Origin of the sequence: Escherichia sp. KTE114 (assembly GCF_000407765.1) — a bacterium.
Classification (GTDB): domain Bacteria; phylum Pseudomonadota; class Gammaproteobacteria; order Enterobacterales; family Enterobacteriaceae; genus Escherichia; species Escherichia ruysiae.
The window spans coordinates 471,348-485,430 of sequence record NZ_KE136626.1 but is presented as its reverse complement, the minus strand read 5'-3'; the positions used below and the strand labels follow the sequence as shown (position 1 = coordinate 485,430).

The window sequence follows — 14,083 nt, the reverse complement described above, 5'->3', positions numbered from 1 at the left end:
TTGTGTGGCTTTTAACTTCTTGACTACTACATTTTGTGGCGTCAAACTCTCAAAGGAGAATGAGTTTTATTTTTGTTTGTCTTTGATTAAGTTGGCGTACACGTGGCACATAACGCAAAAGGGCAGGGGCTGATCCTCGACAATGTTTCTGCCGGGTATCACAAGAAAATCATTGTTGATGGTGTTTCTTTCTCCGTTCCCACAGAAAAAATGACCGTTCTGGTTGGGGCAAACGGTTGTGGAAAGTCGACGTTGCTCAGCACCATTGCACGTATCTTGCAACCCATGGGCGGCTCGATATTGCTGGATGGTAAAGCGATTCACGAGCAACCAACGAAAGCGTTATCCCGCAGACTTGGGATCTTGCCGCAGTCGCCATTATTGCCAGAGGGCTTAACCGTTTATGAACTGGTGTCGCGTGGGCGCTTTCCCTGGCAAAATTTCATACGTCAATGGAGCGACGCCGACGAACAGGCGGTAGAAGAGGCACTGAAATTAACCGGTACGCAGGAGTTTGCACATTTACCGGTTGAAAAACTCTCTGGTGGGCAGCGCCAGCGATGCTGGATTGCGATGGTGTTGGCGCAAAAGACGCCTTATATCCTGCTGGATGAACCCACAACCTGGCTTGATTTACGTTATCAGGTTGAAATTCTTGAGTTATTACATGATTTAACGCGTCATCACGGGCGTACAGTCGTCGTGGTGTTGCATGATCTGAATTTTGCCGTGAATTATGGTGATACGCTGATATTTTTACGCCAGGGGAAAGTGGTGCGTGTATTGAATGAGGGGGAGCATTGCACACCTGAGCTGGTAAAAGCTGTCTTTGACGTTGATGTTCACGCATCAATAAATCCTCTGACGGGGAAATCGTTTTTCATGCCGTTTCGTGGTGTAGAAAAAGTATGATGCGCGTGGGGCTGGTTACTGTATTTTTCCTCGCCTTACTGCTGGTGGGATGCGTGGTATATCCAGGGATTGGTGCCCGATTTATTGCACCACAAACGGTGTTGCAGGCATTTCTTCATTTTGAACCGCAAAACTTCGATCACAACGTAATTGTAAGACTCCGTTTGCCGCGTTTAGCGGCAGCATTGCTGACTGGTGCTTCTCTTGGCGTTGCTGGTGCTTTGTTGCAGGCTGTCATTCGTAACCCATTGGGGGAGCCACATATTTTAGGCTTAAATGCCGGCGCCGCCCTGGCCGTCGTTGCCGCCAGCGCGCTTGGACTGGCCTTTCCTGTTGGGCGCCCACTGCTGGCATCTGCGGGAGGCGCGTTATTGTTCCTGTTGATATTGCTGCTTTCCTCCGCAGGGCGTTCAGGGTTAACGCCAATGAAAGTTACTTTATGCGGCGTGGCGCTATCGGCGTTTGTTTCCTCAATAACGGCTGCAATCCTGATTCTTGACGAGCAAACGTTGCTGGCGATGCGGACATGGTTAGCAGGTGATTTAGCGGGGCAGGATTGGGCGACGCTGGGTACGTCCGCCTGGTTTTCTTTGGGGGGATTTGTATTAGCCCTTTACCTTGCTCCCTCTCTTAACATGTTGGCACTGGGCGATCGTATGGCGCAGGGGCTGGGTGTCTCGGTACTACGCACGCGGACATTCACTTTGATCGCGATCGCGTTGCTTTGCGGTGCTGCCGTATCGATAGCTGGCCCCATTGGCTTTGTCGGCTTGCTAGTACCGCAGATTGTCAGGCGCCTGGTATCAACGGATCTGCGCGTTCTGCTACCTCTTTCAGCTTGTGTCGGCGCCCTTTTGTTATTACTGGCAGATATTATTGCCCGGACGCTTTTCACGCCCCATGAGTTAGCGACCGGTGTCATGACGGCGTTAGTTGGTGCGCCCGTTTTTGTCATTATGGCGACGAGGATGTTCAAATGAGTCGGATAATGAACGTCGGACTACGCCCACTACGTGTTGGTAAATTTTCGACACTGGTGCGTCCTAAAAACCTGGTGTTGCTTAGTGGGCTGTCTCTGTTTGCGGTTGGAATACTGATATTCGGTTTGATGCATGGCACTTTCTCCGTCCCGGCATCGGAAGTCGGGCGAGCGTTGTTTGCTCCAGAAAACGTAAGCACAGACGCACGTTATATTGTGCAGGATATCCGCTTGCCAAGAGTCATCATGGCATTGCTATGCGGGGCCATGTTAGGTATGGCAGGAGCCGCAATGCAATCCATTGCGCGTAACGGCCTTGCCGATCCCGGTTTAATCGGCGTTAAAGAAGGATGTAGCGTGGCTGTGCTGTGGCTGATTTTCCAGTTTCCAATGCTGGGAATGTTCTGGCGTCCAGTGGCTGGTCTTGCTGGTGGCTTGTTGGTAGCTTTAATCGTGATTTTTTGCGCGCGCGATATTTCTCGCCCGCGATTTGTTCTGATAGGCATTGGCGTGTCCTGGTTTTTCGCCGCCGGGATCTGTGTATTTATGACCACAGCAGATGTTCGTGATGTACAAACTGCATTGATGTGGTTATCGGGAAGCCTTCATGCAGCCAACTGGATGTTAGTCGGTATTTCAGCCTGTTGGATGGTGCCAGCCGCTCTTTTATTGCTGTTCACCGCCCGGACTGCGGATATTGCTCTGCTTGGTCATCAGATTGCAACCGGGTTAGGTGTGAATAGTTCCCGTCTGGCGTTATTGCGTGTAGCCGCACCAATAATCCTGACAGCTGTCTGCGTTTCATGTGTTGGTAACATCGGTTTTGTCGGATTGATAGCACCGCATATATCACGTTTTATTCTGCGTGGCGGGCAGACGACATTACTGCTGGGGAGCGCAGTATCGGGGGCGTTATTAGTTATCCTGGCGGATAGCATTGGTCGTTTGGCTTTTTTGCCTTTGCAACTGCCAGCCGGAATCATTATTTCACTGATTGGTGGACCATTCTTTTTACTACTGCTCTGGCAGCGCAGGAACAGTTTTTAACGGGAGTTATATGCGTTTATTTTTTTCTCTGCTGATACTGTTATCATTTTGTGCTCGTGCAACAGAGCCTGTTCAGGTGTTTACCGATGATTTAGGGCGCAAAGTCACTGTTCCTGCACATCCAAAGAGAATTGTCTCTTTACACGACCTTGATATCACTATTCCTCTGATTGAGCTCGGTGTACCTCCTGTCGCCAGCCACGGGCGAACACGGCCTGATGGTAGCCATTTCATTCGATCAGGCGCGTTACTAACAGGCGTCGACTTCGATAATTCATCGATAGCCTTTATTGGAACTGCTGATATTGATATTGAAGCGATTGTGGCGGCAAAGCCTGATCTGATCATCACAGAACCGACCCGTAATACGCCCATTGAACAACTGGAAAAAATTGCGCCCACGGTGAGCATTGATCATCTCAAAGGGGGCGCGCCAGAAATCTACCGCAAGCTGGCAGAACTTACAGGAACGCAGGCGCGGCTGGCGATACTTGAACGCCGCTATCAGGCACAAATCAATGCGCTGAAGGCGACGCTGGACAGCCAAAAAATAACGGTATCGGTGATTCAGGCAAATCAGGGAAAAATTAATGTGATGCATAGCTATCATTCGCTGGGGCGTGTATTACGCGATGCTGGTTTTCGCTTTCCGCCGCTGATTGAGAGCATTCCTGAAGGTGGGCGAATGGATGTGAGCGCGGAGCGTTTGCCTGAACTGGATGCCGATTTTGTTTTTGCAACCTGGCGTGGTGACACCGGTGGTAAACCTCAGGATGAGCTGGCAGCAATGGAAAAAGTCATGCCTGGATGGTGTCAATTTCTGACGGCCTGTCGTTCCGGGCGCTATGTGCTGATTTCTCGTGAAGAGGCGATTTCTAACTCCTTTGCATCGCTGGGGCTGATAGCCGCGCAGATACAATCACAAATTGCAGGGCGACCTCTACCGGAGGCCAAATGATTCAGAAAGACAAAACACGAGTTGATATTTTTGGTGAGCGTTTTCGTACTCGCGCGAGTCAGTTAACGCCTGGGTTAAGAGCCGTCGCCAGCTACATTAATGAACATCGTGAAGTGGTACTCGAGCAAACGGCGATGGAAATTGCGACCACATTGAACACTTCTGATGCCACAGTGATTCGGGCTATACAGGCCCTGGGGTTTGCGGGGCTACGAGATCTGAAACGCACTCTGGAACAGTGGCTTGGTCCTGCTCTTAGTTCCAGCGAAAAGATGTCTACGACGGTGAGTAACTTGACGAGCGATGTTAACACCGCAATCGATTTTGTTCTTGAAGGGCATTTGTATACCTGTAATGTCCTGTCAGAGCCTGAAAACCGCCATGCGCTTGCACAAGCGGTAGCTATGCTGGTGCAGGCGCGGCAAGTTGTTATTTTTGGCATTGGCGCTTCGGGTATTCTGGCGGACTATACTGCACGGTTATTCAATCGTATTGGCTTACCCGCCACGGCGCTAAACCGTACTGGTATTGGCCTTGCCGAGCAACTGATCGCGCTTCAGCGTGGTGATGTATTGATCATGATGGCGCAAAAATCCGCACACCGGGAGGGACTGACAACGCTGCGTGAAGCAAGACGGCTGGGGATCCCTGTTATTTTGCTGACAAACGCTCTGGATTCGCGTTTTAGCAAAGACGCCAGTATCGTGATTCATGTTCCGCGCGGCGATGAAAAGGGGAAAACGCCGCTACATGGTACGGTATTGTTGTGCCTGGAAATGATTGTCTGGTCGGTGGCTTCCGCAGTGCCGCAGCGTGCGGTTAAAACCATTAAGCGAATTAACGATTTCCATCGGGGTTTGAAAACGGGAAGAAAGACTGGCTAATCTGACCTGAGACCGGTAACAGCACCGGCCTCTTTTCAGAAATGTCAAAGCCCCGGCTGCAGAATACGAATATTCATCTCCAGCACGTCGCCTTTTACGGCTTCACTATATGCTTTCATGTGTGGGGTTTGCAGATGCGCTTCAAGATGGGCAATGCTTTCCCACTGCTCAATCATCACGATAGAGTCCGGCGCCATAGACTGGAAACTCACGCCAGCAGCGCAATCCACCATCGGCGCATAGCCGTGGCAACCTTCTTCCTTCAGTACGATTGGAACGATTTTAGCAAACTGATCCAATACCGCCTGACGGTGATGTTGGCCAGGACGAGTACGGATTTCAGCGATTACTGTAAGCATGGTTAACTCCTTCTAAAGCCAGAGCTCTAGTTAACCAAAAATTTCCACAAGATGCTTGCGATATTCTTCAGTATAGCGGGGAACATCAGGCATTTTTATCACGTCATTAGCGATAAATGTCGGCAGCGGTTCCATGCCAAGGAATTGGTTTGCTTTATGGAACGGCAGATACACGCCGTCAACGCCGACGCCGTGGAAGAACTGATCTTTTTCGGTGAAGGCTTCCATTGGTGCGTTCCAGGTCAGGGAAAGCATATATTTTTTGCCCTGCACCAGGCCGCCAGAGCCGTATTTTTTCGACGGATCTTTGCGGGTACGACCATCGCTGGCATACAGCGTACCGTGACCTTCGGTGAACACATCATCAATGTATTTTTTCACCGTCCACGGCGCGCCCATCCACCAGCCAGGCATCTGCCAGATAACCACATCAGCCCAGAGAAAGTTTTGTACTTCGGCTTTGACATCGTAGTCGCTGTCGGCGCGAACGATGCGGACATCATGCCCGAGGTCGCGGAGCGTGCCATCCGCGACTTCGGTCAGGGTGTCGTTCAGTTGACCATTGGAGTGGGCGAATTTCTTCGCGCCGTTGATAATCAGGATATTGCTCATTTTTTATCCTCAAGGTGAGAAGTTTGTCGACTATAGTACGTCACAGAGCGGTACGGTGAAATTAGCAAAATGTGCAAAGTCTTTTGCGAATTTTGCAACAATATCACCACTACCAGCTCACCTTCGCCTCAAATCCACCTTGTTTTGCATTCCCAAACACAACATTCATGCCATGCAATTTGGCGATCCGCTGGACAATCGACAGCCCAAGCCCACTGCCGGTGGCGGTTTGTCCCGGTGGGCGATAGAAACGTTCGCCGATTCGCGCCAGTGCCTCTGGCGTCACACCGGGGCCGTTATCCCTCACGATGAAATTATCGGCATTCAGCGTGACGTCCACCACGCTGCCTTGTGGGCTGTAGCGCACGGCGTTATCCAGCAGATTTCGTACCAGCAAACTTAGCAATAGCGGTTGTCCGGTGCGTTTGATGCCCTGTGCGTTGAGCGTCAGCCGCACGTCAATTTTCGCCTGCTGCGCCGTGTGGTAAATATCCATTACCGACGATTGCAGGAGATCTTCAAGTGGGATCTCCGCGACGTCCTGAAGGTTATCCAGCGAGTCGAGCCGCGACAGAGTGAGCAGTTGATCAACAAGGCGGGTGGCGCGATCGATCCCGGAATGTAATTGAAGCAGTGCTTTTTTCCGTGCCTGTGGATCGTCGTCAGAGAGCTGCGCAACTTCGGTTTGTACTTTCAGCGCCGTTAACGGGCTACGCAGTTCGTGAGCAGCATCGGAGGTAAAGCGTCGTTCACGAACCATCATCGCATGTGTACGGTCGAAAAGTTGATTCAGCGACTCGACCAGCGGACGCACTTCGTTGGGTACACCGTCAGCGTTGAGCGGTTTTTCCGAGTCAGGATCGCGCATACGTAGCGCCAGCGCCAGTTTGTTTAGTGGCGAGAGTTCACGACCCAGTAGTACCATCATGATAATCAACATGATAGGCAGCGCGATAAGCCAGGGAATGAGCTGTCCGGTGACAATCGCCAGCGCCATGTCTTCACGGTATTCCCACTCCTGGCCAACAACGATGCGATACTTACCATCGGGGGATGTCATCCAGACAAAACGCCAGGGGTCGTCTTCACCTACCAATTGCCCGTTAGCAAACCCTTCACGTTGATAGCTATAGGGAATATCTTCGCCATTATCGCCATCGTTAAGGACCATGTTGCCGTCGTGAGTAAAGACAGCAAAGGTCAGCGCATCATCATCTACGTGACCGTGTTTTAATTTATTCGGTGTCTGCGCCATACGATCTGCCGCATTGATTTCGTTAAGATCGAGCGTACTTAACCGTTTGGCAAACAGCATCAACTGGGTATCGAATAACTCATCGACATTATCAATTGTTTGTTTCCAGGCGACAAAGCTGGAGAGTAGCCAGGTCACCGAGGCCAGAATCAAAAAGATCAGCGTCAACCTGACTCGCAGACTAAGGCGTTGGGTAAATTTCATTTCTCACCTAATGTGTAGCCAATACCGTGAACGGTGCGAATAAAGTCGCTGCCGAGCTTACGTCGCAGATGATGCACATGCACTTCGATGGCATTGCTGGTGACCTCTTCGTCCCAGGTATACAGTTTTTCTTCAATCAGTTTGCGCGGCAGTACCCGACCGGCGTTACGCATCAGTAATTCCAGCAGGGCAAATTCTTTTGGCTTCAGCGTTAAGAGTTCGCCGGCCTGGGTGGCGATACGTTTGCCTGGGTCGAGCATTACGTTACCGTGATGTAGCTCATTGCTGGCTTGCCCGTTGCTTCGGCGCATCAGAGCTTCCAGCCTGGCTGCGACTTCTATCAATGCAAAAGGTTTACAAAGATAATCGTCGGCTCCCAGACGCAAACCTTCCACGCGTTCCGCCAGGGCATCGCGCGCGGTCAGGATTAATACTGGCTCACGCTGACCTTTATCCCGCCATTCGCGCAAAATATCGCGACCATCCATTCCCGGTAAGGTTAAATCCAGAATTACCGCGTCATAAGGTGCGCTATAAAGCGCCTCTTTTCCCTGACGACCTTCCGTAAACCAGTCAACACTAAAGCCCATCTTACTAAGACCTGTTTTGATGCCGTCGCCAATCAGCATGTCATCTTCTATCAGTAAAATTCGCATCTTTTCATCCCTGCGATAGCTGTATTCGTTGTCAGTAAACCGTGTTGTAACGCGCTCTGTACAGTACTAAATTTTCTTTTTTTTTCTTAAGAAGTTGTTAAGGAGTATCTTGTTTAATGTTCGAAAACAGACATTAAAGGGAGTAACAAACATGAAAAAATTAGCAGCAGTAATTGCAGTAATGGCTCTGTGTAGCGCACCAGTTATGGCAGCAGAGCAGGGTGGTTTTTCTGGACCATCAGCAACGCAAAATCAGGCCGGAGGATTTCAGGGGCCGAACGGCAGTGTAACTAACGTAGAAAACGCAAAATCCCTGCGTGATGATACCTGGGTAACTCTGCGCGGCAATATCGTTGAACGCATCTCTGACGATCTCTACGTGTTCAAAGATGCCAGCGGTACTATCAATGTCGATATCGACCACAAACGCTGGAACGGTGTAACGGTGACACCGAAAGATACGGTTGAGATTCAGGGGGAGGTCGATAAAGACTGGAACTCAGTTGAGATCGACGTTAAACAGATTCGTAAAGTGAATCCGTAATTGTTACCGCTCCCGGGACGCGTTCCCGGGAATAATTTCGCAGGGAGGCAACATGAAAAATCAGGCACTGGCCGTGAACATCATCAATTTCCCTTCAACCCGCGTGGCTTTGTTGCCGCATCGTTGTAGCCCTGAGTTGCTCAACTATAGCGTGGCGAAATTTATCATGTGGCGCAAAGAGACGGGACTTTCCCCTGTTAACCAAAGCCAGACATTTGGCGTCGCCTGGGATGATCCTGCCAGCACCGCGCCGGAAGCGTTTCGCTTTGATATCTGCGGCAGCGTTAGCGAAGCGATTCCGGAGAATCGTTATGGCGTGAGTAATAGTGAGCTTGATGGAGGACGTTATGCCGTGGCTCGTCACGTTGGCGAACTGGACGATATTTCGCGCACAGTATGGGGCATCATTCGTCAGTGGCTGCCTGAAAGCGGAGAGAAAATACGTAAAGCGCCGATACTGTTTCACTACACTAATCTGGCTGAAGGGATGTCAGAGCAACGGCTGGAAACAGATGTCTATGTGCCGTTGGCGTGACGGGAAATATTTTAACGGAGTGTGAGCCAAATCACTCGCTATAAGTTTGAGCTAACAATCCCACCGGCGTATTGTTGTCGGGCTTATAATTTCTCCGGTAAGGAATACCATGTATACGCGAAATTTATTATGGCTGGTCAGCCTGGTAAGTGCGGCTCCTCTCTATGCTGCTGACGTTCCCGCCAACACACCGCTCGCCCCGCAACAAGTCTTTCGTTACAACAATCATAGCGACCCAGGTACGCTCGACCCGCAAAAGGTTGAGGAGAATACTGCTGCGCAGATTGTGCTGGATCTGTTTGAAGGTCTGGTATGGATAGACAGTGAAGGCAAAGTGCAACCCGCTCAGGCCGAATCATGGGAGGTGTCAGATGGCGGCAAACGCTATGTTTTCCATTTACGTAACGGCTTACAGTGGTCTGATGGCCAGCCCTTAACGGCACAGGATTTTGTCCTCGGCTGGCAGCGCGCGGTTGACCCCAAAACGGCAAGCCCTTTTGCCGGCTATCTGGCACAGGCGCATATTAAAAATGCAGCGGCTATTGTGGCAGGTAAAGCGGATATTGCATCGCTGGGTGTGAAGGCTACCGATGATCGCACTCTTGAAGTCACGCTTGAGCAACCCGTTCCCTGGTTCACGACCATGCTCGCCTGGCCGACGCTGTTTCCGGTTCCGCATCATGTGATTGCGAAGTATGGCGATAGCTGGAGTAAGCCTGGACATATGGTTTACAACGGCGCTTTTGTGCTTGATAAATGGGTAGTTAACGAAAAGATTACAGCGCGAAAAAATCCTCAATACCGCGATGCAGAGCATACTGTCTTGCAGCAGGTTGAGTATCTGGCGCTGGATAATTCGGTCACCGGCTATAACCGCTATCGCGCGGGAGAGGTTGATCTCACCTGGGTTCCGGCGCAGCAAATTCCTGCAATCGAAAAATCACTTCCTGGCGAGCTGCGAATTATCCCGCGTCTGAACAGCGAATATTACAACTTCAACACCCGGAAACCGCCGTTTGATGACGCCCGTGTGCGGCGGGCGTTGTATCTTACGGTCGACAGGCCGTTAATCGCGCAAAAGATACTTGGGTTGCGAACGCCCGCAACAACGCTGACACCGCCAGAGGTAGAAGGATTTCGTGCGCCAACGTTCGAGGAACTGCAAAAGCCAATGGGTGAGCGTGTTGCGATGGCAAAAGCCTTGCTGAAACAAGCGGGATACGACGCCTCTCATCCGCTACGCTTTGAACTGTTCTACAACAAGTACGATCTGCATGAAAAAACGGCGATAGCCTTGTCTTCCGAATGGAAAAAATGGCTTGGCGCACAGGTGACGCTGCGCACAATGGAGTGGAAAACGTATCTCGATGCCCGGCGTAGCGGTGATTTCATGTTGTCGCGGCAGTCGTGGGATGCGACATATAATGATGCATCCAGCTTCCTGAACACGCTTAAAAGCGATAGTGAAGAGAACGTCGGCCACTGGAAAAATGCAAAGTATGACGCGTTACTAAACCAGGCCGCTCAGACCACTGACGCGACAAAGCGTAATGCGCTGTATCAACAGGCAGAGGCCATTATCAACCAGCAGGCACCGCTCATTCCTGTCTACTATCAGCCACTGATCAAACTGCTTAAACCTTACGTTGGCGGTTTCCCGCTGCATAATCCCCAGGATTATGTCTACAGCAAAGAGTTGTATATCAAGGCACATTGATGCCTTTATCGCCGTCGGAGCACGTCCGGCGGCACTATTCACACTGATCTCCTGTGACTCGACGCGACAGATAATGTAGTATCTCCGGCAATATTGCCCCTTTGAAGGCTGGCGAATAAGTTGAGGAATCAGAATTAATGAGCGATATGGCAGAGCGCCTTGCGCTACATGAATTTACGGAAAACGCCTACTTAAACTACTCCATGTACGTCATCATGGATCGTGCGTTGCCGTTTATTGGTGATGGTCTGAAACCTGTTCAGCGCCGCATTGTGTATGCGATGTCAGAACTGGGTCTGAATGCTACCGCCAAATTTAAAAAATCGGCCCGTACTGTGGGTGACGTACTGGGTAAATACCATCCGCACGGTGACAGCGCCTGCTATGAAGCGATGGTACTGATGGCGCAGCCGTTTTCTTACCGTTATCCGCTGGTTGATGGGCAGGGAAACTGGGGGGCACCGGACGATCCGAAATCGTTCGCGGCAATGCGTTATACCGAATCCCGCCTGTCGAAATATTCTGAGCTGTTATTGAGTGAGCTGGGGCAAGGGACGGCGGACTGGGTGCCAAACTTCGACGGCACGTTGCAGGAGCCGAAAATGCTGCCTGCTCGCTTGCCGAATATTTTGCTTAACGGCACCACCGGTATTGCTGTCGGGATGGCGACGGACATTCCGCCACACAACCTGCGTGAAGTCGCCCAGGCGGCAATCGCTTTAATCGACCAGCCGAAAACCACGCTTGACCAGTTGCTGGATATTGTTCAGGGCCCGGACTACCCGACCGAAGCGGAAATTATCACCTCCCGCGCCGAGATCCGTAAAATCTACGAGAACGGTCGTGGTTCTGTGCGTATGCGCGCGGTGTGGAAGAAAGAAGATGGCGCGGTAGTTATCAGCGCCTTACCGCATCAGGTTTCTGGTGCGCGCGTACTGGAGCAAATTGCTGCGCAAATGCGCAACAAAAAGCTGCCGATGGTTGACGATCTGCGCGATGAATCTGACCACGAGAACCCGACCCGTCTGGTGATTGTGCCGCGTTCTAATCGTGTGGATATGGATCAGGTGATGAATCATCTGTTTGCCACGACCGATCTGGAAAAGAGCTATCGTATCAACCTCAATATGATTGGTCTGGATGGGCGTCCGGCGGTGAAAAACCTGCTGGAAATCCTCTCCGAATGGCTGGTGTTCCGTCGCGATACCGTGCGCCGCCGTCTCAATTATCGTCTGGAGAAAGTCCTCAAGCGCCTGCATATTCTTGAAGGTTTGCTGGTGGCGTTTCTCAATATCGACGAAGTGATTGAGATCATTCGTAATGAAGATGAACCGAAACCGGCACTGATGTCGCGTTTTGGCATTACGGAAACCCAGGCGGAAGCGATCCTTGAACTGAAACTGCGTCATCTCGCCAAACTGGAAGAGATGAAGATTCGCGGTGAGCAGAACGAACTGGAAAAAGAGCGCGACCAGTTGCAGAGCATTCTGGCTTCCGAGCGCAAGATGAATAACCTGCTGAAGAAAGAGCTACAGGCCGACGCACAAGCCTATGGCGACGATCGCCGTTCGCCGTTGCAGGAACGCGAAGAAGCGAAAGCGATGAGCGAGCACGATATGCTGCCGTCCGAACCCGTTACCATTGTGCTGTCACAGATGGGTTGGGTACGCAGCGCCAAAGGCCATGACATTGACGCACCAGGCCTGAACTATAAAGCGGGCGATAGCTTCAAAGCGGCGGTGAAAGGCAAGAGCAACCAACCGGTGGTATTTGTTGATTCCACTGGTCGTAGCTACGCCATCGACCCGATTACGCTGCCGTCGGCGCGTGGTCAGGGCGAACCACTCACCGGTAAACTGACGTTACCGCCAGGTGCCACTGTTGATCACATGCTAATGGAAAGCGACGATAAGAAACTGTTGATGGCTTCCGATGCTGGCTATGGATTCGTCTGCACCTTTAATGATCTTGTTGCCCGTAACCGTGCAGGTAAAGCATTGATTACCTTACCTGAAAATGCGCATGTTATGCCGCCAGTAGTGATTGAAGATGCCTCTGATATGCTACTGGCTATCACCTTGGCGGGACGTATGTTGATGTTCCCGGTAAGTGAGCTTCCGCAACTGTCGAAGGGTAAAGGCAACAAGATCATCAACATCCCATCGGCAGAAGCTGCGCGGGGCGAGGATGGTCTGGCACACCTGTATGTACTGCCGCCGCAGAGCACTCTGACTATTCATGTCGGGAAACGCAAAATCAAACTGCGCCCGGAAGAACTGCTGAAAGTGACCGGTGAGCGTGGTCGCCGTGGCACCTTGATGCGCGGTTTACAGCGTATCGACCGTGTCGAGATTGACTCACCTCACCGCGCCAGCAGTAGCGATAGCGAAGAGTAACATGCCGGAGGGGCTTTCTCCCGTTTGTAAGGAACGCCGGATGACACGTTAAGTCGTCATCCGGCAGCGTAATCAGCCCCAGGAAACGATAAAAATTCCCTTGAAACCGTTGTTTATTCATGCGTTGCGATTAACAATACGCTTTTCCAGAGAGCGGCTTTTAACAATGCCCTAACCTGATTTCAGGTGACGTACAATGCCAGTCTCTCAGATCTTCAGAGGGTGTTATGCTATATATCTTTCGTCTTATTATTACCGTTATTTACAGCATCTTAGTCTGTGTTTTCGGCTCCATTTACTGCCTTTTCAGCCCGCGAAATCCAAAGCATGTAGCCACCTTCGGGCATATGTTTGGGCGCCTTGCGCCGCTGTACGGGCTGAAAGTTGAGTGTCGCAAACCTGCAGATGCTGAAAGCTATGGTAATGCTATCTATATTGCTAACCACCAGAACAATTATGACATGGTGACAGCATCGAACATCGTGCAGCCGCCGACGGTTACAGTGGGTAAAAAGAGTTTGCTGTGGATCCCCTTCTTTGGGCAGTTGTACTGGTTAACCGGCAACTTATTGATCGACAGAAACAACCGTACTAAGGCGCACGGCACTATCGCGGAAGTGGTGAATCACTTCAAAAAACGCCGTATTTCCATCTGGATGTTCCCGGAAGGAACGCGCAGCCGTGGTCGCGGTCTGTTGCCGTTTAAAACTGGGGCATTCCATGCGGCAATTGCGGCAGGCGTCCCGATTATTCCCGTGTGTGTTTCCACGACTTCGAATAAGATTAATCTTAATCGACTGAATAATGGTTTAGTGATCGTAGAAATGCTGCCGCCAATTGACATCAGTCAATATGGTAAAGATCAGGTTCGCGAGCTGGCTGCTCATTGTCGTTCGATAATGGAACAAAAAATCGCCGAGCTCGATAAAGAAGTCGCAGAGCGCGAAGCCGCCGGAAAAGTTTAAGTCGGCAATCTGTTTTTTGCGGGGATGTTTTCCTGCACGGTATTACTTTAGCCAGTTTTA

The 14,083-nt window shown here is 51.0% G+C and carries 14 protein-coding genes; 10 read left to right on the top strand and 4 right to left on the bottom strand.

The genetic code is table 11. From position 1 onward, the window contains the following. The first annotated feature begins 102 nt into the window (after positions 1-102). From WC5_RS18190 to WC5_RS18210, 5 genes are read left to right on the top strand one after another with little or no spacing between them, the layout of a single operon-like run. Positions 103-912, top strand: coding sequence for an ABC transporter ATP-binding protein (locus tag WC5_RS18190; protein WP_000940875.1), 810 nt, complete (start codon positions 103-105; stop codon positions 910-912). Beyond that, positions 909-1,892 (top strand): FecCD family ABC transporter permease, encoded by a 984-nt coding sequence (locus tag WC5_RS18195; RefSeq protein ID WP_000986506.1) that lies wholly within the window; start codon positions 909-911, stop codon positions 1,890-1,892. The genes WC5_RS18190 and WC5_RS18195 overlap by 4 nt, the downstream gene beginning before the upstream one ends. Positions 1,893-1,900: 8 nt before the next feature. Next, positions 1,901-2,938: a FecCD family ABC transporter permease gene (locus WC5_RS18200; RefSeq protein ID WP_032159926.1), complete on the top strand. Its 1,038-nt coding sequence runs from the start codon at positions 1,901-1,903 to the stop codon at positions 2,936-2,938. Positions 2,939-2,948: 10 nt separating this feature from the next. Beyond that, positions 2,949-3,896 carry an iron-siderophore ABC transporter substrate-binding protein gene (locus WC5_RS18205; RefSeq protein ID WP_010348737.1) on the top strand — a complete coding sequence of 316 codons (948 nt, stop codon included), beginning with the start codon at positions 2,949-2,951 and terminating at the stop codon, positions 3,894-3,896. After that, positions 3,893-4,780: a MurR/RpiR family transcriptional regulator gene (locus tag WC5_RS18210; RefSeq protein WP_000614947.1), complete on the top strand. Its 888-nt coding sequence runs from the start codon at positions 3,893-3,895 to the stop codon at positions 4,778-4,780. The genes WC5_RS18205 and WC5_RS18210 overlap by 4 nt, the downstream gene beginning before the upstream one ends. A gap of 44 nt (positions 4,781-4,824) precedes the next feature. Here WC5_RS18210 and WC5_RS18215 read toward each other — a convergent pair whose 3' ends face one another. The 4 genes from WC5_RS18215 to qseB form a co-directional block, all read right to left on the bottom strand. Continuing rightward, the gene (locus tag WC5_RS18215; protein WP_000958592.1) at positions 4,825-5,139 is read right to left on the bottom strand and encodes a putative quinol monooxygenase; all 315 of its coding nucleotides are present in this window, start codon (positions 5,137-5,139) and stop codon (positions 4,825-4,827) included. Positions 5,140-5,169: 30 nt separating this feature from the next. Then, on the bottom strand, positions 5,170-5,751 hold the full coding sequence (mdaB, locus tag WC5_RS18220) for an NADPH:quinone oxidoreductase MdaB (RefSeq protein WP_000065430.1): 582 nt from the start codon (positions 5,749-5,751) through the stop codon (positions 5,170-5,172). Between the two features lie 109 nt (positions 5,752-5,860). Next, entirely contained in the window at positions 5,861-7,210 is a 1,350-nt protein-coding gene (gene qseC, locus WC5_RS18225; RefSeq protein ID WP_000673340.1) for a quorum sensing histidine kinase QseC, read from the bottom strand. Further along, entirely contained in the window at positions 7,207-7,866 is a 660-nt protein-coding gene (gene qseB / locus WC5_RS18230; protein ID WP_001221480.1) for a quorum sensing response regulator transcription factor QseB, read from the bottom strand. The genes qseC and qseB overlap by 4 nt, the downstream gene beginning before the upstream one ends. A gap of 151 nt (positions 7,867-8,017) precedes the next feature. On the opposite strand from qseB, the gene ygiW reads away from it, so the two are divergent. The 5 genes from ygiW (at position 8,018) to plsC (ending at position 14,023) form a co-directional block, all read left to right on the top strand. Beyond that, on the top strand, positions 8,018-8,410 hold the full coding sequence (gene ygiW / locus WC5_RS18235; RefSeq protein ID WP_000731637.1) for an OB fold stress tolerance protein YgiW: 393 nt from the start codon (positions 8,018-8,020) through the stop codon (positions 8,408-8,410). Between the two features lie 52 nt (positions 8,411-8,462). Continuing rightward, positions 8,463-8,945, top strand: coding sequence for an AraC family transcriptional regulator (locus tag WC5_RS18240; RefSeq protein ID WP_000795660.1), 483 nt, complete (start codon positions 8,463-8,465; stop codon positions 8,943-8,945). A gap of 109 nt (positions 8,946-9,054) precedes the next feature. Continuing rightward, complete coding sequence (locus tag WC5_RS18245) at positions 9,055-10,662, top strand: ABC transporter substrate-binding protein (RefSeq protein ID WP_000288653.1); 1,608 nt, start codon at positions 9,055-9,057, stop codon at positions 10,660-10,662. Positions 10,663-10,799: 137 nt separating this feature from the next. Beyond that, positions 10,800-13,058, top strand: a complete 2,259-nt coding sequence (parC, locus tag WC5_RS18250) for a DNA topoisomerase IV subunit A (RefSeq protein WP_001281916.1) — start codon at positions 10,800-10,802, stop codon at positions 13,056-13,058. A 227-nt stretch (positions 13,059-13,285) separates the two neighbouring features. Further along, positions 13,286-14,023, top strand: coding sequence for a 1-acylglycerol-3-phosphate O-acyltransferase (gene plsC, locus WC5_RS18255; protein WP_000965724.1), 738 nt, complete (start codon positions 13,286-13,288; stop codon positions 14,021-14,023). Positions 14,024-14,083: the final 60 nt, after the last annotated feature.

Bases quoted from the DNA above. Each gene is read 5' to 3' on its own strand.
- WC5_RS18240 (WP_000795660.1), top strand. From the start codon at position 8,463: ATGAAAAATCAGGCACTGGCCGTGAACATCATCAATTTCCCTTCAACC.
- qseC (WP_000673340.1), bottom strand. From the start codon at position 7,210: ATGAAATTTACCCAACGCCTTAGTCTGCGAGTCAGGTTGACGCTGATC.
- mdaB (WP_000065430.1), bottom strand. From the start codon at position 5,751: ATGAGCAATATCCTGATTATCAACGGCGCGAAGAAATTCGCCCACTCC.
- WC5_RS18195 (WP_000986506.1), top strand. From the start codon at position 909: ATGATGCGCGTGGGGCTGGTTACTGTATTTTTCCTCGCCTTACTGCTG.
- plsC (WP_000965724.1), top strand. From the start codon at position 13,286: ATGCTATATATCTTTCGTCTTATTATTACCGTTATTTACAGCATCTTA.
- ygiW (WP_000731637.1), top strand. From the start codon at position 8,018: ATGAAAAAATTAGCAGCAGTAATTGCAGTAATGGCTCTGTGTAGCGCA.
- WC5_RS18200 (WP_032159926.1), top strand. From the start codon at position 1,901: ATGAACGTCGGACTACGCCCACTACGTGTTGGTAAATTTTCGACACTG.
- qseB (WP_001221480.1), bottom strand. From the start codon at position 7,866: ATGCGAATTTTACTGATAGAAGATGACATGCTGATTGGCGACGGCATC.
- WC5_RS18205 (WP_010348737.1), top strand. From the start codon at position 2,949: ATGCGTTTATTTTTTTCTCTGCTGATACTGTTATCATTTTGTGCTCGT.
- WC5_RS18215 (WP_000958592.1), bottom strand. From the start codon at position 5,139: ATGCTTACAGTAATCGCTGAAATCCGTACTCGTCCTGGCCAACATCAC.
- WC5_RS18210 (WP_000614947.1), top strand. From the start codon at position 3,893: ATGATTCAGAAAGACAAAACACGAGTTGATATTTTTGGTGAGCGTTTT.
- WC5_RS18245 (WP_000288653.1), top strand. From the start codon at position 9,055: ATGTATACGCGAAATTTATTATGGCTGGTCAGCCTGGTAAGTGCGGCT.
- parC (WP_001281916.1), top strand. From the start codon at position 10,800: ATGAGCGATATGGCAGAGCGCCTTGCGCTACATGAATTTACGGAAAAC.